Raw genomic sequence first — 16,997 nt, forward strand, 5'->3', positions numbered from 1 at the left:
GCCAGCAGCCGGTGCCGAGATCAAACGGCCAGGTCTCCCGGAGGTGCTGTCGGTATGATCGGACGCGACTTTCTCATTCGATCGAAGGCCTTTTCTCACTCATGAAGATTCTCGTCACCGGTGGCGCCGGGTTCATCGGCTCCAACTTCGTCCGTCGCACCCTGCAGGACGCCTACCCGGGCCTGGAGGGCGCCGAGGTCGTCGTCCTCGACGCACTGACCTACTCGGGCAACCTGGCCAACCTCGCCCCGGTCGCCGACTCCCCGCGTTACACCTTCATCAAGGGCGACATCCGCGACGGCGGCCTGCTGGACGAGCTGTTCCCGACGATCGACGCCGTGGTGCACTTCGCCGCCGAGTCGCACGTCGACCGCTCGGTGCGCGATGCCTCGATCTTCGTGGAGACCAACGTCCTCGGCACGCAGCAGCTCCTCGACGCGGCGCTGCGCAACAAGGTCGAGCGGTTCGTGCACGTCTCCACCGACGAGGTCTACGGCTCGATCGCGGAAGGCTCGTGGGCGGAGGACCGCCCGCTGGAGCCGAACTCGCCGTACTCGGCGTCCAAGGCCGGCAGCGACCTCCTCGCCCGCAGCTACTTCCGCACGCACGGGCTCAACCTGTCGATCACGCGCTGCTCGAACAACTACGGGCCGTACCACTTCCCCGAGAAGGTCATCCCGCTCTTCGTCACCAACCTGATCGACGACAAGCACGTCCCGCTCTACGGCGAGGGCAACAACATCCGCGACTGGCTGCACGTCGACGACCACACCCGCGGCATCGCCATGGTGCTCGTGAACGGCCGCGCGGGCGAGATCTACAACATCGGCGGCGGCACCGAGCTCACCAACAAGGAGCTCACCCAGCTGCTGCTCGACGCCACCGGCAAGGACTGGTCGTACGTCGACCGCGTCGCCGACCGCCTCGGCCACGACCTGCGCTACTCGGTCGACATCTCCAAGATCCAGAACGAGCTCGGCTACGAGCCGCTGGTGCCCTTCCAGCAGGGTCTCGCCGACGTGGTGCAGTGGTACCGCGACAACCGCGACTGGTGGGAGCCGCTCAAGGCCCGCGCCGCCCTGGACAACTGATGCGCGTCCTCGTCGCCGGCGCGAACGGCCAGCTCGGCCAGGACCTCCGGAAGGCCCTGGCAGAGCGCGGGCACGACGTGACGGCGCTCGGCCGCGCCGAGCTCGACGTGACCGACCGCGACGCGGCTGTCGCCGCGGCCGCCGGTCACGACGCCGTCGTCAATGCGTCCGCGTACACCAAGGTGGACGACGCCGAGACGCACGAGGACGAGGCCTACGCGATCAACGCGCTCGGCACCGAGAACCTCGCCGTCGCCGCCGCGGCGACCGGGGCGCGCTACGTGACGGTCTCCACCGACTACGTGTTCGACGGCCACGCCGCCGCGCCCTACGCCGAGGACACACCGCGCGACCCGATCAACGCCTACGGCCGCACCAAGGCGGCGGGCGAGGAGCTCGCGCTGGCGGCGCACCCGGACGGCACCTACGTCGTGCGCACCGCGTGGCTGTACGGCGCGGGCGGCGCGAACTTCGCGCGGACGATGGTGAAGCTGGCCGGCAGCCACGAGACCGTGAGCGTCGTCGCCGACCAGCTCGGCCAGCCGACGTGGACCGGCGACCTCGCCGCGCAGATCGTCGCGCTGCTGGAGTCCGACGCCCCCGCCGGGGTCTACCACGGCACGAATTCGGGCCAGGCGAGCTGGTTCGAGTTCGCGAAGGCGGTCTTCAGCGCCGCCGGATTGAACCCTGATAGGGTCACACCGACCGACAGCGCGACGTTCGTCCGTCCCGCACCCCGACCGTCCTACTCCGTGCTCGCGCACGGGGCCTGGGCGAAGGCCGGACTGACGCCCATGCGGTCGTGGGAGGCCGCCCTGGCAGACGCCGCACGGCAGGGAGTCCTGGACCTGGAGACGAATGACGACACTCAGCGTGGTGGTCGATGAGCTCACCTCGACCGAGACCGGCGGAGTCCGCCGGTACACCGAGGAGCTGACCCGTCAGCTGATCGCCACCGCGCCGGCGGGCTGCGAAGTGCGTGCGTACGTGTCCAATGTCCCCGACGAGCAGCTCGACGAGCTGCGCGCGGCCCTTCCCGGGCTCGCCGACCTGGTGCGGCTCCCGCTCGCCCGCCGCGAGCTCACGCTCGCCTGGCAGTCCGGCATCGCCGTGGGCGGCGTGCGCGGGATGGTGCACGCGCCGAGCCTCCTCGCCCCGCTGCGCAAGCACGACACCCTGAACGACGGCGACCAGGTCGCCGTGACGATCCACGACGCGCTCGCCTGGACGCATCCGGAGTCGCTCGGCGCCACCACGGTGATGTGGACGAAGTCGATGGCCAAGCGCGCCCGCAAGCACGCCGACGCGATCGTGGTGCCCACGCACGCGGTCGCGAACAGCCTCGCCGAGTCCCTCGACTTCGGGGACCGCATCCGGGTCATCGGCGGCGCCCCCGCGACGACGCTGCGGCTCCCGGCCGACGCCGACGAGCGCGCTGCCCGGCTCGGCCTGCCGCCGGTGTACGCGTTCACGCTGGGCTCGATCATGCCGCGCAAAGGCATCGCACCGCTCATCCGCGCCGTCGCCCGGCCCGAGTCGCACGACATCCCGCTGCTCATCGCCGGGCCCGACCGCTACGGGGACGGCACCGCGACCGGTGTGGCCGCTGCGGCCGGCCTGCCGGAGGACCGCGTGCGCGCCCTCGGCCGGCTGGACGACGCCGACCTCGCGGTCGTGCTCGACCGCGCCACGCTGTTCGTCTACCCGAGCCTGGCCGAGGGCTTCGGCCTCCCGATCGTGGAGGCCTTCAAGTTCGGCCTCCCGGTCGTCCACTCCGACGACCCGGCCCTGGTGGAGGTCGCCGCCGGCGCGAGCCTGGTCGTGGAGCGGCCGGCCTCCCCGAGGACGACGCCGGCTACAGCGAGCGCCTCGCCGGCGCGATCGGCCGCGTCCTCGACGACGGCGACCTGCGCGGCCGCCTCGGCGTTCTCGCGTCCGACCGTGCCCGCGCCTTCAGCTGGCGCGACTCCGCCGAGCGCGTCTGGGCGCTGCACGCCGACCTCTGACGGCCCGCGCCCCCGCGCGATTCGTCACGAATGTCGCGAAAGCGCGCCGCAATCCCGCGATTCGTCACGAATGTGCGCCAAGCGATTCGTGACGAATGTGTTCGTGGTCAGGCGCGCGTGGACGTGACGGCGGCCTCGCGGTCGGCGGCCTCGGCCTCGTCCTCGCGGCCGAACCAGGCGCGGTACCGCGCCGCTGCCCACTCGCCGGCCGCCTTCGACCAGCCGTGGCTGCGCTTCTCGATCAGCCAGGTGAAACCGACCGCGACCAGCACCGCCAGCGGGAGGGCGAACAGCAGCGGCACGTACCACGCCTGTCCGGCGAACAGGTACGTGCTGAACAGGATGATCGGCACGTGCACCAGGTACAGGCTGAAGGAGATCGCGCCGAGGAACTGCAGCGGACGCGATTCGAACACCACGCGCAGCGGAGTCCAGCCGACCGCGGCGACCACGAGGCCTGCCGCCGCCAGCGGGACGAGCCCCTTCAGCACATTGTCGAGCTCGGGGATGCTCCCCACGCCCGGCCCGACGAGCCACGGCGCGATGAGCAGCAGCGCGCTGCCGACGGTGACCGCGGCCCACAGGGGGTGACGGAACCAGCGGGTGTTGATCCGCGCGGCGCTGTCGCGGACGACGTCGAGGCGTACCGCGATGACCGCGCCGACGAAGAACGCCGGGAAGTACTGCAGCTCCCCCGACCCGGCGTGCGCGCCCAGCCAGGTCAGCGCGCAGGCCAGCGCCAGGCCGCCGATCCACCACTTGCGCACGGCGAGCGCCGCGATCGCGAACACCGGCAGCAGCAGCGAGAAGGCGAGCTCCCAGCGCAGCGACCACAGCGGGTTGTTGATCTGGCCGTCCCCGCCCAGGAGGTCGATCGCCTTGACGATGTACTCCCACGAGAAGTTCGGGGTCGACGAGTTGCTGAGCCACGTCCCGCTCGGCTGCGTGCTCACCTGCGGGATGGCGGCGACCCACGCCGCGGCGAGCACGACCGACGCCGCGACCGGCACCATGAGCCGCACCACGCGGCGCGGGAAGTAGGCCACCCAGTCGAAACCGCGCCGGCGCACCACCGGCAGCGTCACCACCAGCCCGGACAGCACGAAGAACACGATCACCGACTCCACACCGGCGGAGGCCAGCTTGAGCGGCGTGTAGCTGATCCACCACATGAAGGAGCCGGCGGGGGCGTGGCCGCCGCCCGGCGCGCCGGGGAAATCGGGGTTCGTATAGAGCGCGTGGTGGAAGAGGACGACGACCGCCGCGAGTCCGCGGAGCCCGTCGAGGGCTGTCAGGCGTGCACTGTCTCTTGTCCGCGTCTTCTGGTCCACACTTCCACCTGTACCCGTCATAGGCGGGCGACGGTACCGGCGGGCCCTGGGGGCTTCCTGTGACCTGTTCAGGGGACACCTGGGAGGCCGCGCTCAGCCTCCGGACGGGGTGCGCGTCGACGTCGGCGGTGTCAGCGCCGTCTTCACGAGCTGGTGGATGTGCGCGTAGTCCGGCTTCGCGGGGTCGATCGCGGGAGGCACGAGCTCCAGCTTGTCGACCGGCTGTGCGCGCGTCTTCATCCCGAGGTCGACGAAGTAGCCGAGCATCGACTGCGGGATGTCGGTCTTCATCACCTGCACGCCCGCCTGGGCGATGTCCTGGAACTTGGTGACCACGTTGAGCGGGTTGAACTGCGTGAGGATCGCGTCCTGCAGCTGCCGCTGGCGCGCCATCCGGTCGTAGTCGCTCGTGCCGTGCCGCGCTCGCGCGTACCACTGGGCGTGATAGCCGTCCAGGTGGTGCGTGCCGGGCTGGATCCACTCCACGACGCCGTTGAGGTTCTCGTCGCCGCCGATCGGCACCTTCTCGGTCACGGTGATGTCGACCCCGCCGAGCGCGTCGATCAGGGTGGCGAAGCCCTGCATGTCGATGAGCACGTAGTACTGGATGGTCAGCCCGGTCGCACCCTCCATCGCGTCCCGCATCGCCTCGATCCCCGGCTCGCTCTGCTGCTTCTTCGCGTCCGGGTACAGGTCCGGCTTGTAGAGCTCGACCTCGGTGTAGATGGAGTTGAGCTGACAGACGTCGACGTCGCACTTGTCGTGGTAGCCGTAGCCGTCCGGGTAGGCGGTCCGGAGCGGCGATTTCGCGGAGAACGGCACGGGGTTCAGGTCGCGCGGGAGGCCCACGGTGACGGCCTTCCCCGTGCTCGCGTCGATGCTGACGATCGACATGCTGTCCGGGCGCAGCCCCTGGCGGTCGGGTCCGGCGTCGCCGCCGAGCAGCATGATGTTGTACCGGCCGTCCACCGGGGCGACGGGGGCGCTGTCGGCGAAGATGTCGCCGAGCGCGCCGCGTGCCGAGCCCGCGACCGCCGATCCGTAGGCCGCGGTGCCGGCCAGTCCGACCAGCACGAGCACCGAGAACGCGGCGATCCAGCCGCGCATCTCGGCCCGCGCTCTGACCAGCCGGACGAGCCGCAGGGTGTCGAGCGTCAGCACCGCCCAGAGGAGGGCGTAGGCGATGAGCAGGAGCTGGACGACCGTGAGACTCCCGGCCTGGGTCGCGAACGTGTAGAGCGACGACGGCGACACGATCAGGAGGACGAGCGCCACGATCCCGAGCATCCACAGCAGCAGGGTCGAGAGGATGCCGACGCGGCCGAGCATCCGGTTGCCGGCGACGAGCTGGGGCGTGCCGGGCAGCACGATGTTGAGGCCGACGAGCCACCAGCCGCGCGCCGTCATCTCCCCCGGCGACGACGCGTTCGGGTAGCGGAGCGGGGTCGCCGCGGTCATAGCCGGGACTGCAGCGCCCGGTTCTTCTCCTCCACGCTCGCCTCGAGATCGGCGGCGAAACGCGTCAGGGCGTCGGACAGCTCCGGGTCGGAGGTGGCGAGGATCTTGACGGCGAGCAGCCCGGCGTTGCGGGCGCCGCCGATGGAGACGGTGGCGACGGGGACGCCCGCGGGCATCTGCACGATCGACAGCAGTGAGTCGAGACCGTCGAGCCGCGCGAGCGGCACCGGCACGCCGATGACCGGGAGCGTGGTGACAGCCGCGACCATCCCGGGCAGGTGTGCCGCCCCGCCCGCGCCGGCGATGATGACGCGCACGCCGCGCCCGGCGGCCTCCTGGCCGAAGGCGATCATCTTCTCCGGCGTGCGGTGCGCGGAGACGACCTCCACCTCGTGCGCGACACCGAACTCGGTGAGCGCTGTGGAGGCCTCCTGCATCACCGACCAGTCGGAGTCGGAGCCCATGATCACGGACACCACGGGCTTGGACTGTGCGGGCATGGGAACCAGGATAGGTGCGGGGTGCGGGGTCGGCGGGTGCGGCCCGCCGCACGGCGGGAAGGAAATTCGGGCGGAATCTCCTTCCGGATGCGATTGCGCAGGAGGAGCCCGGGCGTGTCGGGCCGGATCTCCTGCTCAGCCTTCGAAGAAGGCCGCCGCAGCTCGCGCCCGGTAGACGACGTCGTCGAGGTCGTCGCCGCCGACGGTCACGTGCCCCACCTTGCGGCCGGGCCGCGGGGCCTTGCCGTAGCCGTGGAACTTCGCCTCCGGGTGCGCCGCCAGTGCTGCAGGGTAGCGGTCCTGCAGCGTGCCCGATTCCGGGCCGCCGAGGATGTTCACCATGACCGACCACTCCTGGCGAGGCTCGGTCGAGCCGAGCGGGAGGTCGAGGACGGCGCGCAGGTGCTGCTCGAACTGGCTCGTGAGAGCGCCCTCGATCGACCAGTGGCCGCTGTTGTGCGGGCGCATGGCCAGCTCGTTGATCAGCACCCTGTCGTCGGTGGTCTCGAACATCTCCACGGCGAGCACACCGGTGACACCGAGACCCTCTGCGACATGGCGGGCGATATCGGCGGAGACCCGCGCCACGCGGCCGACCGAACCCGGGGCCGGGGCGATCACCTCGGCGCAGACGCCGTCGCGCTGCACCGTCTCCACCACCGGCCACGCGGCGATCTCACCGGACGGGCGGCGCGCGACGAGCTGCGCCAGCTCGCGGCGGAATTCCACCAGCTCCTCCACCAGGAGCGCGCCGCCGCGGCCGTCCTCGGCGAGCGCCAGGAACCAGTCGTCCGCGCCGGACGCCTCCGACACCACACGCACGCCCTTGCCGTCGTAGCCGCCGCGCGCCGTCTTCACGACCGCCCGGCCGCCGTGGTCGGCGAGGAACGCGCCGAGCTCCTCGGCGGACTCCACCGCGGCCCAGTCCGGCACCGGGAGGCCCAGCTCGCTGAGCTTGGCGCGCATCTGCAGCTTGTCCTGCGCGTAGAGCAGCGCGTCGGGACCGGGGTGCACGGGGATGCCGCGGCCGACCAGCTCACGCAGGATCGCCGGCGGCACGTGCTCGTGGTCGAAGGTCACGACGTCGACCGTCTCGGCGAACGCGAGCACGGTGTCGAGGTCGCGGTAGTCGCCGACGCCGGTCGCGGCCAGGTCGGCGCTCATCCCCTCGGCCTCCTCCAGCACGCGGATGTCTATGCCGAGCTCCACCGCCGGAGGAATCATCATCCGAGCCAACTGTCCGCCGCCGATCACACCGACTTTGTTCCTGGCCATCTCCGATGTCTCTCCTCGATACTCTTCACACGGTGCGCGGGCAACTCCCAGATACCGGACACCCGGGCCGCGTAGTGTGGCGAACGCACTCCTATCTTCCCGCATAGCCAGGCTGGAGCATGACGACCGAGACGACCGCAGCGCGCCGCACGGCGCGCATCCTCCCGCAGCTGATCAAGTTCGGCGCGGTGGGCGCCGTCGGCTTCGGCGTCAATCTCGTCGTCTTCAACGTGATGCTGCTGATCGTGCTGCGCAATGTGCAGCACGCGACGATCTACTCCACGATCATCGCGACGGTCATCGCCATCCTGACGAACTGGATCGGCAACCGCTACTGGGCGTTCTCCGGCCAGCGCCAGGACAACGCCGCGCGGGAGGGCGTCGAGTTCTTCGCCGTCAGCCTCGTCACCGGGACCGGCATCCCGCTGGTCTGCGTGTGGGTCTCGCACTACCTGCTCGGGCTGGCGAACCCGTTCGCCGACAACATCTCGGCGAACGTCGTCGGCCTCGCGATCGGCATGCTGTTCCGCTTCGCTCTCTACCGCTGGTGGGTGTACTCGCCCGCCCGCGCGGAGGCGAAGGCCCGGAACGCGGAGGCCCGGACAGCGGGGACCCGGAACACGGCAGCTCGGCCGGCGACGACCGTCCTCACCGTGCCCGAGCCGGCCGCCACGACGGGCTCGACGCTAGCGCGAACCCCAGACGGTCGTCTCGTCGGAGACTGACTCCGACTGCTGCCGGCGCACCGCCACGACGGTCTGCGTTCGCTCCATCAGCTCGCTCAGCGCGCGCTGCACCTGATCGGCCTTCGGCACGTCCCGCAGCACGACCGGGTGGTCGAGCCCGGAGTTGATCCGCACGTCCCCGGACCGGAACATGCTCTGGAGCCAGGAGCGGCGCACGGCGACGTCGTAGCCGCGGCTGTGCAGCAGCTCCTGGCGCACCCGCACGAAGAAACCGTGCCGGATGATCAGCCGGCGCGTGGTGATCGTGTAGCGCCGGCTCAGCCAGACGGCGAGCGGGAGCAGGAACAGCAGGAGGACGACGGCGGCCGCCGCGCTCCACAGCAGCACGACCTCCCACACCTCGGAGATTCGTCCGGCGAAGAAGCCGATGCCGCCGGCCGCGGCGATCAGGGCGAGGCTCGGCCAGAACATGGCGCGCGCGTTCGACCTCAGGCGGGCGATGACCCGCTCGGGAGGCGGCGCGGGCGTACCCTCCGGCGAACTGCTCATGTGTCCCATTAATACCGCAGGTGCGTCACGTCGCCCGCCGCCACCGCCGTGGGACCGTCATCCGATTCCACGATCAGCCGGCCGGACTCGTCGATCGACGTCGCGGTGCCGAGCAGCACGTCGCCGCCGGGGAGCTCGACGCGCACCGAGCGGCCGATCGTGTGGCAGGCCTCCACGACCTCGTCGCGCAGGGCGCTGCGAAGCGGATCGCCGCCCGCGGCCACGAACTCCCGGTAGAGCACGCTGAGCTGGGTGAGGTAGGCCGCCAGCACCGCGTCCGGGTCGATGTCCCTCGCGCCGGCCACGGCGAGCGAGGTGGAGGTCGGGGTCGGCAGCTCGTCGTGCTGCAGCGTCAGGTTCACCCCGGCGCCGACGATCACGCCGTCCATGCCCGGCAGCAGCTCGGAGAGGATGCCGCACACCTTGGCCTCCTCGATCAGCACGTCGTTCGGCCACTTGACCGCGACCTCCCGGCTGGTGAAGCCGGAGAGCGCGCGGCTCATCGCGACCCCCGCCAGGAGCGGGAACCAGCCGAGCGCCTCAGGGCCGAGGCCCTCCGGCCGCAGCAGCACCGAGATCGCCAGCGCCTTGCCGGGAGGCGACACCCAGACCCGGCCGAGCCGGCCGCGGCCGCCCGTCTGGTTGTCGGTGACGACCACGGCGAGGTCGGGCAGGTCTCCAGCGCGCGCCTGGAGCACGTCGTTGGTGGATGCGGCCTCCGGCAGCACCTCGAGGACGGGGACGACAGCCCGGCTGCGACGGAAGTTCATTGCTCAATTCTGCCAGCGAACACGTGCGGATTTGTAGGAATCCGTAGACGGCATCGCCGTTCGGCCGGCAGGTAGAGTGAACGGCGTGACCGACACCGAAGCACGTCAGACCCCCGACCCCTTCACGACCGCCGGCAAGCTCGCCGACCTCAAGGAGCGGTTCCACGAGGCCGTGACCGCGAGCGGCCAGGCTGCGATCGAGAAGCAGCACGCGAAGGGCAAGCTGACCGCCCGCGAGCGGATCGACCTGCTCCTCGACCAGGGCTCGTTCGTGGAGTTCGACGAGTTCGTCCGCCACCGCACCCACGCGTTCGGCATGGAGGCCAAGCGGCCCTACGGCGACGCGGTCGTCACCGGCGTCGGCACCATCCACGGCCGCAACGTCGCGGTCTTCAGCCAGGACTTCACCATCTTCGGCGGCAGCCTCGGCGAGGTCGCGGGCGAGAAGATCATCAAGGTCATGGACCACGCGCTCAAGACCGGCGTGCCGATGATCGGCATCCTCGACTCCGGCGGCGCCCGCATCCAGGAGGGCGTGGTCGCACTCGGCAAGTACGGCGAGATCTTCCGCCGCAACACCGCGGCCTCCGGCGTCATCCCGCAGATCTCCATCGTGATGGGCCCGGCGGCGGGCGGCGCGGTGTACTCCCCCGCCCTCACCGACTTCGTGATCATGGTCGACAAGTCGAGCCACATGTTCGTCACGGGCCCCGACGTGATCAAGACCGTCACGGGCGAGGACGTCGGGTTCGAGGAGCTCGGCGGCGCGCTCACCCACAACAAGATCTCCGGCGTCTCGCACTACCTCGCGAGCGACGAGGAGGACGCGCTCGACTACGCGCGCACCCTGCTCAGCTACCTGCCGCAGAACAACCTGGCCGAGCTGCCGGTGTTCGAGGCCGAGCCGGAGCTGGAGATCACCGACGCCGACGGCCGGCTCGACACGATCATCCCGGACTCCCCCAACCAGCCGTACGACGTGACCACGATCATCGAAGGAATCGTAGACGACGGCGAGTTCCTGGAGATCCAGCCGCTGTTCGCGCCGAACATCGTGATCGGCTTCGCCCGGGTGGAGGGCCGTTCGGTCGGCATCGTCGCCAACCAGCCGAGCTCGATGGCCGGCACGCTCAACATCGACGCGGGCGAGAAGGCGTCGCGGTTCGTGCGCTTCTGCGACGCGTTCAGCATCCCGATCCTCACACTGGTCGACGTGCCCGGCTACCTGCCCGGCACCGACCAGGAGTGGACGGGTGTCATCCGGCGCGGCGCGAAGCTGCTCTACGCGTATGCGGAGGCCACCGTGCCGCTGGTGACGATCATCACCCGCAAGGCCTACGGCGGCGCCTACATCGTCATGGGCTCCAAGCAGCTCGGCGCCGACCTGAACCTCGCCTGGCCGACCGCCGAGATCGCGGTCATGGGCGGCCAGGGCGCGGTCAACATCCTGTACCGCGGCGAGATCAAGCGCGCGGAGGAGGCCGGCGAGGACGTCGCCGCCGTGCGCGCCCGCCTGGCCAGCGAGTACACCTACAACGTCGCCAGCCCGTTCCTCGCGGCCGAGCGCGGCGAGCTGGACGGGGTGATCGAGCCGGCCGCCACGCGCATCTCGGTCATCAAGGCGCTGCGGGCGCTGCGCACCAAGCGCGCGTCGCTGCCGCCGAAGAAGCACGGGAACATCCCGCTGTGACCGGCGCGCACGCAGCGTCGGCCGGACCGTCCCCGCTCGACCCGTCGCAGTTGCGTTTCCTCACGAAGGGCGTGACGCCCGAGGAGATCGCCGCGGTCACCGCCGTTCTCGCGACGGCCGCGGCGGAGGCCGCTGCGGCGGCGCGGGACGCCCGGCCCCAGCGCGGACCGGACGGCTGGGAGCGCACGCAGCGCGGCCTCCGCAAGCCCCTCACGCCGGGGGCCGGCGCGTGGCGGTCGTTCTCGGGCTGACGCTCGCCCGGCGTACCCCGAAACCGGTTTTGTACCCCGGTCGGAGTGTCCCCCACACGCGGGACACGCGACAATCCGCCACCGCCGGCCCGCGGGACTCGCGCAGTGTCCCCCAGGGTCCCCCAAAATGACGACTATGTATTTATCGGCCCTGGCGACAATATTGTTATTGCTAGGTGTCTCTCCTCGTGAGTTACACCGCCAATCACTCGCCGACTAGGGTAAGCGGGCGAGTGCTTTGGGGGCGAGTCAGGACGATATTCGGGTTGTCGTCCTGACTCGGGGTTTGAAAAGGGGCCGACAAATTCGGGTGTCGGCCCCTTTCATCTCTTTAACCCCTGTCGTCCGTCGCCGAGGGCCACGTAAACGCCCCCCAGACGCGCGGAAGAAGGGCGCTTACGTGCCCCTCGGCCACGGCTCAGGCGACGACGTCGACCAGCGGGCGCGGGATCTCCAGCCAGAGGTCGACCTCGTCGTCCTCCGACTCCGCGCCCAGCGCGTTGGCGGCGCCGTCGTCGGACATCCGGAGGCCCACCACCGTCACGGCGGTCTTGGACGAGCGTGGCACCGTCCGCACGATCAGCTTGTCCGTCGTGGTGCCGCGGATGGCGTCCGCGAGACGGCGCAGCACCGTCTCCAGTCCGCTCTGGTCGAGGTCGTCGATCCCGCCCTCGTCGAGCAGGCTCACGACGACGCCGCGACGGCGGGCGTCCATGACCTCCCGGCGCACGTCGTCGTTGAGCAGGCGGCGGCCGCGGATCTCGTCGCGGATGGCGCCCTCCAGATAGCGGCACTCGCGCCGCTCCGCTTCAGTGAGGTCACCGCCGCGACGCACGATCTCGGCGAGCATCGGCGCGGCCACGCGGTAGGTCTGCCGCAGCCGGAGCTGGCGCTCCATGACGTGCGCCTCCTGCGCAGCCTGCCACTCGGTGGCCTCCCGCTCCGCCCGGGCGAACTGGAGGGCGTCGCGGCCAGCCTTAGCGAGCGAGCCGGAGATGACGACGGCGACGCCGACCCAGACGACCGATCCGATGACGCCCAGCCCGGCGAGCGCGCCGAGCCCCGCCCAGACGACCGTCTGCACGGCCAGGAAGCCGACGCCGACCCACGCCACGAACTGCTGGCGGCGCACGGCGGCGATCGTCATCAGCGTGCCCACCGCCGCGACGTACCAGGTCGCGTAGCCGTTGTCTTTCGCCGGGTTCAGCTCGCTCGTGACCAGGATCGGGATGACCACGCACACGGCGAGGTCGAACGCCGCGAGCCACAGCGGCATCTTGGTCGGGCTCGTCGGCCACAGGCTGATCACGGTGGCGACCGCGTACAGGGCCATCGCGACGATGGCCGGTCCCGGGGACCCGGGGATCGAGAGCGACGACAGCGCGAGGAACAGGTGGTAGGCCGAGAACAGTGCTCCCAGGCCGAGGAACAGCACGCGGTTGAGGGTGATCATCCGGCGGCCTCCTGCTCGCGCTCCACGATCGAGCCGTGCTCGCCCGCGGGCCAGACGATGGTCACCGTGGTGCCCTGGCCCGGCGCGGACTCGACGCTCGCGCGGCCGCCGACCTTCGCCAGCCGTTCGCGGATGCTCACCCGCAGGCCCAGCCGCTCGGCCGGAACCTCGTCGGCGTCGAAGCCGCGGCCGTTGTCGGTCACGGTCACGCGGACCGCCGCACCGTGCTCGCCACCGCGGACGACCACGCTCCGCCGCACCTCGTCGCCGCCGGCGTGCTGCATGCTGTTGACCATCGCCTGCACGGCCGCGGAGTAGACGGCCTCCGCGACGTTGACGGGGAGGCTGTGCAGCTCGTCGTGGTCACGCGCGTCCACCTCGAACGGCGACGAGAACGCCCGCGCCGCCGTCACCAATCGGTCGGAGAGCTGCTCGACGCCGACCTGGGTCTGGTCCTCCGGACCGGACGCCTCCGCGGCGTGCAGGTGGCCGATCGCGTCGGCGGCCATCCGCGCGGCGAGGTCCTTCTGCTCCTGCGTGCGGGCGCTCGCGGCCGACAGCAGCGTGGTCAGCACGCTGTCGTGCACGATCGCATCGACCTGCACGCGCTCCACCTCGGTCGCATGCTGGCGGACCGCGTTGCCGTACTTGGCCAGCGCCTGGCTCTGAGCGACGTCGACGGCGGTCGCCGCCTGCCGCATCATCGCGATGATGGCGAGGATGACACCTCCGAGGATGATCGCGTAGACGGCGTCCAGCCCGGCCAACTCGACGCCGACTCCCCCGCCCGCGGGAAGCGCGCGCACGATGCCGTAGGCGATCGGGGTCACGACCGTGTAGGCGATGGCCAGCCACAGCGGGTAGGCGACGGCGGCGAACGCGGTGAAGACCGAGCAGAGGAACCAGACCCACGGCTTGTCCGACGCGAACGCCGTCGGGTCGGACGCGAGCAGCGGCCAGGTCACGATCGCGGCGAAGTAGACGACCGACAGCACACCCATCGTGACCTTCACGAAGCGCTGCGCGAAGATCGCCAGCAGCACCGTGAACGCGAGGCCGCCGAAGATCACCACCAGGACGATGAGGCCCCACGGACTGCGCAGCGCGCCGAGCTGCCCGAGCGCGGTGGGGAAGGTCTGCAGCCCGAAGACGAGGCCGAACGCCGACACCGTGCGGTCCGAGATCCGCTCGATCCTGGCTCTGCTGAGCGGGTTCCGCGGCTTGGCGGTCTCGAGGGGTGCTCCGGAGGCGGAGCGCTGGACGCTAGGCGCGCTCATTGCCCGTGTCGGGGTCGAGCCCGGGCAGGATGCCGTCCTCGACCGCGCGACGCAGAAGGTCCACCTTCGTCGGGGCCGGACGGCCGACCTCCACGTACTTCACGCGGATGCGGTCGAGGTACTCGCGCGCCGTCGAGTTGGCGATGCCGAGCTGGGCGGCGACCGCCTTGAGCGGCAGGCCGGACGCGTAGAGGTGGAGCACGTCGCGCTCCCTGCGGCCGAGCTGGGCCTTCGCGAAGTCGCTGTCCGCGTCGATCGCGGTGGCCCACTCGAGGTTGTTGAGCACGTCGCCGCGCGCGACCGTCTCGATCGCGTTCATGACGGTGGTGGTCGGCGAGGACTTGGGGATGACACCCGCGGCGCCCGCGGCGAGCGCCTCCCGCACGCTCGCGACCCGGTCGGCGATGCTGTGGACGAGCACGGCGGCGCCGGTGGCCTGCGCGCGTTTGACGTTGTCGGTCACCTTGGAGCCGTCGCCGAGCGACAGGTCGAGCACGACGACATCGCACTCGCGCGTGCCGAGCTGCTGAACGAAGCCGTCCACCGTCGCCGCCGTGACCACCACTTCGTAGCCCGCGTCCTGACAGGCCGCTTTGAGCCCGAGCCGCACGGACTCGTGATCGTCGACGATTGCCACTCGCACCATGCTGACCATCGTAGTGCGCGAGTACATGTATTCCGGGCGATCACGGGGCCAGCGTGGCGACGGCCTCCACGTGGTGAGTGTTCGGGAACAGATCGAAGGCCCGCAGAGCGCGCAAAGGGTAGCCGCGCTCGGCGAAGAAGGCGAGGTCGCGCGCGAGGGCGACGGGGTCGCAGGCGACGTAGACGACCTGGGCGGGGCGCATGGAGGCGATGGCCTCGACGACCTCCCGTCCGGCGCCGGAGCGCGGCGGATCGAGCACGACGGTGGCCGCGCGCAACCGGGCGCGCTCGGCGACGGTGGCCTCCGCGGCCAGGCCGGTGACGAAGCGCTCCACCCGCGCGGTCACGGCGCTGGCTCCCACCCACTCGGCCAGATTCTCGGCGGCGTCGTCGGTCGCGGCCTCGTCCGCCTCCACCGAGGTGATGCGGAGGGTGGAGCCGAACCGGTCCCCGAGCGCGGCGGCGAGGAGGCCGACGCCGCCGTAGAGGTCGAGGTTCGCGGCGCGCGGGTCGAACAGGGCCTCGTCCACCGCGGAGCGCACCGCCTCCGTGAGCGTCGCGGCCGCCTGGCGGTGCACCTGCCAGAACCCGCGCGCGTCGAGCCGGAACTCGCGCTCGCCCACCCGCTCGCGGATCGGCACCGGGCGGCGGCGCGGCCGGATCAGCCGCTTGCCGCGGCGTTCGGGGAGGTCGTTGACGAGCACGTGGGTCGCGCCGGCGCCGGTCGCGACGACATCGACCGACTCCGCGCCGGGGAAGCGCTGGCCGAATGGAGTCGACGCCTCGACGGCCGCCGTCGCCAGCGGGAGGTCGGAGACGGGGACGATGGTGTGCGTCCGGGCGGCGTACGGCCCGATCGTTCCGTCCTCGCCCACCTGCAGGCGGACGCGCGTGCGCCAGCCGGTGCCGTCGTCGGTCTCGCCGGCGACGGCCTCCACGACCGGGCCCGCACCCGCTCCGAGTGCCTCGATGGCGTCGGCGTCGAGCTTCGCGGTGCGCTCGAGCGCGTCCACGATCACGCGCCGCTTGAGCTCGCGCTGGTGGTCGAGCCGGATGTGGCCGAATTCCGCGCCGCCGGCGCGCTGCCCGGGTGCCCGGCGCACCGACGCCGCGCCCCAGACGTGCTCCCGCCGTTCGGCCGCCGGCTCCAGCACCTCCAGCAGCTCCGCGCGCCAGAACCGGTCGTGCGCGCGGTCGGCGACACGGGCGCGGACCCGCTCCCCCGGGATGGTGTCGGGCACGAAGACCACGCGGCCCTCGTGGCGGGCGACGAACACGCCGCCGTGCGCGACATTGATAATGTCGAGTTCGACCTCGTCCTTCTGGGGCATCCATCGAGCATCCCACAGGTGACCATGCGCCTCTACCTCGCCTCCACCTCCCCCGCCCGCCTCGCGCTGCTGCGGGCGGCCGGCGTCGAACCGATCGTGGTGCCGTCCCACGTGGACGAGCCGGCAGCCGTCGCGGCGGCGGAGGCCGAGCACGGGCCGCTCTCGCCGCAGGCGATGGTGCAGCTCCTCGCGCGGCTCAAGGCGGAGGCCGTGCGCGGCACGCTGCACGGGAAGCCGATCGACGGCCTCATCCTCGGTGGCGACTCGGCGTTCGCGATCGACGGGCACATCCACGGCAAGCCGCACCTCCCCGAGGTCGCGCGCGAGCGCTGGCTGCAGCAGCGCGGCCGCACCGGCATGCTCCACTCGGGGCACTGGCTGATCGACCACCGCGACGGGCGGGAGAACGGCGCGGTCGGCGCGACGGCGGTCGCCTCGGTCACCTTCGCCGACGTCACCGACGCCGAGATCGACGCCTATGTGGCGAGCGGTGAGCCGTTGGAGGTCGCCGGCGCGTTCACCATCGACAGCCTCGGCGGCCCGTTCATCGCCCGCGTGGACGGCGACCCCAGCACCGTCGTCGGTCTCTCGCTGTCCACCCTGCGTGACCTGGTGCGCCGGCTGGGCGTCGAGTGGACGGAGTTGTGGAACCGGGCATGATCCGGATCCACGGCCATTTGTCGA

The 16,997-nt window shown here is 71.3% G+C and carries 17 protein-coding genes; 7 read left to right on the forward strand and 10 right to left on the reverse strand.

The annotated features are described in order from the left end of the window. The first annotated feature begins 101 nt into the window (after window positions 1-101). The 3 genes from rfbB to ACR5MH_RS09235 are packed head-to-tail and all read left to right on the forward strand — an operon-like array spanning window position 102 to window position 3,224. On the forward strand, window positions 102-1,091 hold the full coding sequence (rfbB, locus tag ACR5MH_RS09225) for a dTDP-glucose 4,6-dehydratase (protein ID WP_185278264.1): 990 nt from the start codon (window positions 102-104) through the stop codon (window positions 1,089-1,091). Then, window positions 1,091-1,978, forward strand: coding sequence for a dTDP-4-dehydrorhamnose reductase (gene rfbD / locus ACR5MH_RS09230; RefSeq protein WP_431346963.1), 888 nt, complete (start codon window positions 1,091-1,093; stop codon window positions 1,976-1,978). The genes rfbB and rfbD overlap by 1 nt, the downstream gene beginning before the upstream one ends. Then, window positions 1,950-3,224, forward strand: coding sequence for a glycosyltransferase family 4 protein (locus tag ACR5MH_RS09235; RefSeq protein WP_433862522.1), 1,275 nt, complete (start codon window positions 1,950-1,952; stop codon window positions 3,222-3,224). Before rfbD ends, ACR5MH_RS09235 begins: the two co-directional genes overlap by 29 nt. Here the strand turns inward: ACR5MH_RS09235 and ACR5MH_RS09240 are convergent. From ACR5MH_RS09240 to ACR5MH_RS09255, 4 genes are all read right to left on the reverse strand, one after another. Beyond that, complete coding sequence (locus tag ACR5MH_RS09240) at window positions 3,205-4,428, reverse strand: acyltransferase family protein (RefSeq protein WP_431346965.1); 1,224 nt, start codon at window positions 4,426-4,428, stop codon at window positions 3,205-3,207. The two genes, ACR5MH_RS09235 and ACR5MH_RS09240, sit on opposite strands and share 20 nt — an antisense overlap. Window positions 4,429-4,521: 93 nt before the next feature. Then, entirely contained in the window at window positions 4,522-5,886 is a 1,365-nt protein-coding gene (locus ACR5MH_RS09245) for an LCP family protein (RefSeq protein WP_431346966.1), read from the reverse strand. Next, window positions 5,883-6,386, reverse strand: coding sequence for a 5-(carboxyamino)imidazole ribonucleotide mutase (gene purE, locus ACR5MH_RS09250; protein ID WP_431346967.1), 504 nt, complete (start codon window positions 6,384-6,386; stop codon window positions 5,883-5,885). Before purE ends, ACR5MH_RS09245 begins: the two co-directional genes overlap by 4 nt. 135 nt (window positions 6,387-6,521) lie before the next feature. Next, entirely contained in the window at window positions 6,522-7,766 is a 1,245-nt protein-coding gene (locus ACR5MH_RS09255; protein ID WP_433862523.1) for a 5-(carboxyamino)imidazole ribonucleotide synthase, read from the reverse strand. Between the two features lie 14 nt (window positions 7,767-7,780). On the opposite strand from ACR5MH_RS09255, the gene ACR5MH_RS09260 reads away from it, so the two are divergent. Beyond that, entirely contained in the window at window positions 7,781-8,386 is a 606-nt protein-coding gene (locus ACR5MH_RS09260) for a GtrA family protein (RefSeq protein WP_431346968.1), read from the forward strand. Here ACR5MH_RS09260 and ACR5MH_RS09265 read toward each other — a convergent pair. Further along, window positions 8,348-8,896 (reverse strand): PH domain-containing protein, encoded by a 549-nt coding sequence (locus ACR5MH_RS09265; RefSeq protein ID WP_431346969.1) that lies wholly within the window; start codon window positions 8,894-8,896, stop codon window positions 8,348-8,350. The two genes, ACR5MH_RS09260 and ACR5MH_RS09265, sit on opposite strands and share 39 nt — an antisense overlap. Before the next feature lie 8 nt (window positions 8,897-8,904). After that, a complete protein-coding gene (locus tag ACR5MH_RS09270) occupies window positions 8,905-9,666 on the reverse strand; it encodes a biotin--[acetyl-CoA-carboxylase] ligase (protein ID WP_431346970.1) in 762 nt (253 codons plus the stop codon). An 85-nt stretch (window positions 9,667-9,751) separates the two neighbouring features. Between ACR5MH_RS09270 and ACR5MH_RS09275 the strand changes: the two genes are divergently transcribed. Further along, window positions 9,752-11,356 (forward strand): acyl-CoA carboxylase subunit beta, encoded by a 1,605-nt coding sequence (locus ACR5MH_RS09275; protein ID WP_433862524.1) that lies wholly within the window; start codon window positions 9,752-9,754, stop codon window positions 11,354-11,356. Next, on the forward strand, window positions 11,353-11,607 hold the full coding sequence (locus ACR5MH_RS09280) for an acyl-CoA carboxylase epsilon subunit (RefSeq protein WP_431346971.1): 255 nt from the start codon (window positions 11,353-11,355) through the stop codon (window positions 11,605-11,607). Before ACR5MH_RS09275 ends, ACR5MH_RS09280 begins: the two co-directional genes overlap by 4 nt. A gap of 418 nt (window positions 11,608-12,025) precedes the next feature. Here ACR5MH_RS09280 and ACR5MH_RS09285 read toward each other — a convergent pair whose 3' ends face one another. From ACR5MH_RS09285 to ACR5MH_RS09300, 4 genes are read right to left on the reverse strand one after another with little or no spacing between them, the layout of a single operon-like run. After that, complete coding sequence (locus ACR5MH_RS09285; RefSeq protein WP_431346972.1) at window positions 12,026-13,060, reverse strand: hypothetical protein; 1,035 nt, start codon at window positions 13,058-13,060, stop codon at window positions 12,026-12,028. Further along, window positions 13,057-14,337, reverse strand: coding sequence for an ATP-binding protein (locus ACR5MH_RS09290; protein ID WP_431346973.1), 1,281 nt, complete (start codon window positions 14,335-14,337; stop codon window positions 13,057-13,059). The genes ACR5MH_RS09285 and ACR5MH_RS09290 overlap by 4 nt, the downstream gene beginning before the upstream one ends. Continuing rightward, window positions 14,324-14,983 carry a response regulator transcription factor gene (locus ACR5MH_RS09295; RefSeq protein ID WP_431346974.1) on the reverse strand — a complete coding sequence of 220 codons (660 nt, stop codon included), beginning with the start codon at window positions 14,981-14,983 and terminating at the stop codon, window positions 14,324-14,326. The genes ACR5MH_RS09290 and ACR5MH_RS09295 overlap by 14 nt, the downstream gene beginning before the upstream one ends. A 40-nt stretch (window positions 14,984-15,023) precedes the next feature. Next, window positions 15,024-16,313: a class I SAM-dependent RNA methyltransferase gene (locus tag ACR5MH_RS09300; protein WP_431346975.1), complete on the reverse strand. Its 1,290-nt coding sequence runs from the start codon at window positions 16,311-16,313 to the stop codon at window positions 15,024-15,026. Window positions 16,314-16,337: 24 nt separating this feature from the next. On the opposite strand from ACR5MH_RS09300, the gene ACR5MH_RS09305 reads away from it, so the two are divergent. Continuing rightward, window positions 16,338-16,973: a Maf family protein gene (locus ACR5MH_RS09305; RefSeq protein WP_431349374.1), complete on the forward strand. Its 636-nt coding sequence runs from the start codon at window positions 16,338-16,340 to the stop codon at window positions 16,971-16,973. Window positions 16,974-16,997 lie beyond the last annotated feature (24 nt).

The organism is Streptomyces sp. L7 (assembly GCF_050990935.1).
Lineage (GTDB): Bacteria > Actinomycetota > Actinomycetes > Actinomycetales > Microbacteriaceae > Leifsonia.

Excerpts from the sequence above, each read along its gene's own strand:
- rfbB (WP_185278264.1), top strand. The coding sequence starts at position 102 with ATGAAGATTCTCGTCACCGGTGGCGCCGGGTTCATCGGCTCCAACTTC.
- purE (WP_431346967.1), bottom strand. The coding sequence starts at position 6,386 with ATGCCCGCACAGTCCAAGCCCGTGGTGTCCGTGATCATGGGCTCCGAC.
- ACR5MH_RS09265 (WP_431346969.1), bottom strand. The coding sequence starts at position 8,896 with ATGAGCAGTTCGCCGGAGGGTACGCCCGCGCCGCCTCCCGAGCGGGTC.
- ACR5MH_RS09285 (WP_431346972.1), bottom strand. The coding sequence starts at position 13,060 with ATGATCACCCTCAACCGCGTGCTGTTCCTCGGCCTGGGAGCACTGTTC.
- ACR5MH_RS09270 (WP_431346970.1), bottom strand. The coding sequence starts at position 9,666 with ATGAACTTCCGTCGCAGCCGGGCTGTCGTCCCCGTCCTCGAGGTGCTG.
- ACR5MH_RS09235 (WP_433862522.1), top strand. The coding sequence starts at position 1,950 with ATGACGACACTCAGCGTGGTGGTCGATGAGCTCACCTCGACCGAGACC.
- ACR5MH_RS09305 (WP_431349374.1), top strand. The coding sequence starts at position 16,338 with ATGCGCCTCTACCTCGCCTCCACCTCCCCCGCCCGCCTCGCGCTGCTG.
- ACR5MH_RS09245 (WP_431346966.1), bottom strand. The coding sequence starts at position 5,886 with ATGACCGCGGCGACCCCGCTCCGCTACCCGAACGCGTCGTCGCCGGGG.
- ACR5MH_RS09260 (WP_431346968.1), top strand. The coding sequence starts at position 7,781 with ATGACGACCGAGACGACCGCAGCGCGCCGCACGGCGCGCATCCTCCCG.
- ACR5MH_RS09300 (WP_431346975.1), bottom strand. The coding sequence starts at position 16,313 with ATGCCCCAGAAGGACGAGGTCGAACTCGACATTATCAATGTCGCGCAC.
- ACR5MH_RS09295 (WP_431346974.1), bottom strand. The coding sequence starts at position 14,983 with ATGGTGCGAGTGGCAATCGTCGACGATCACGAGTCCGTGCGGCTCGGG.
- ACR5MH_RS09255 (WP_433862523.1), bottom strand. The coding sequence starts at position 7,766 with ATGCGGGAAGATAGGAGTGCGTTCGCCACACTACGCGGCCCGGGTGTC.
- rfbD (WP_431346963.1), top strand. The coding sequence starts at position 1,091 with ATGCGCGTCCTCGTCGCCGGCGCGAACGGCCAGCTCGGCCAGGACCTC.
- ACR5MH_RS09290 (WP_431346973.1), bottom strand. The coding sequence starts at position 14,337 with ATGAGCGCGCCTAGCGTCCAGCGCTCCGCCTCCGGAGCACCCCTCGAG.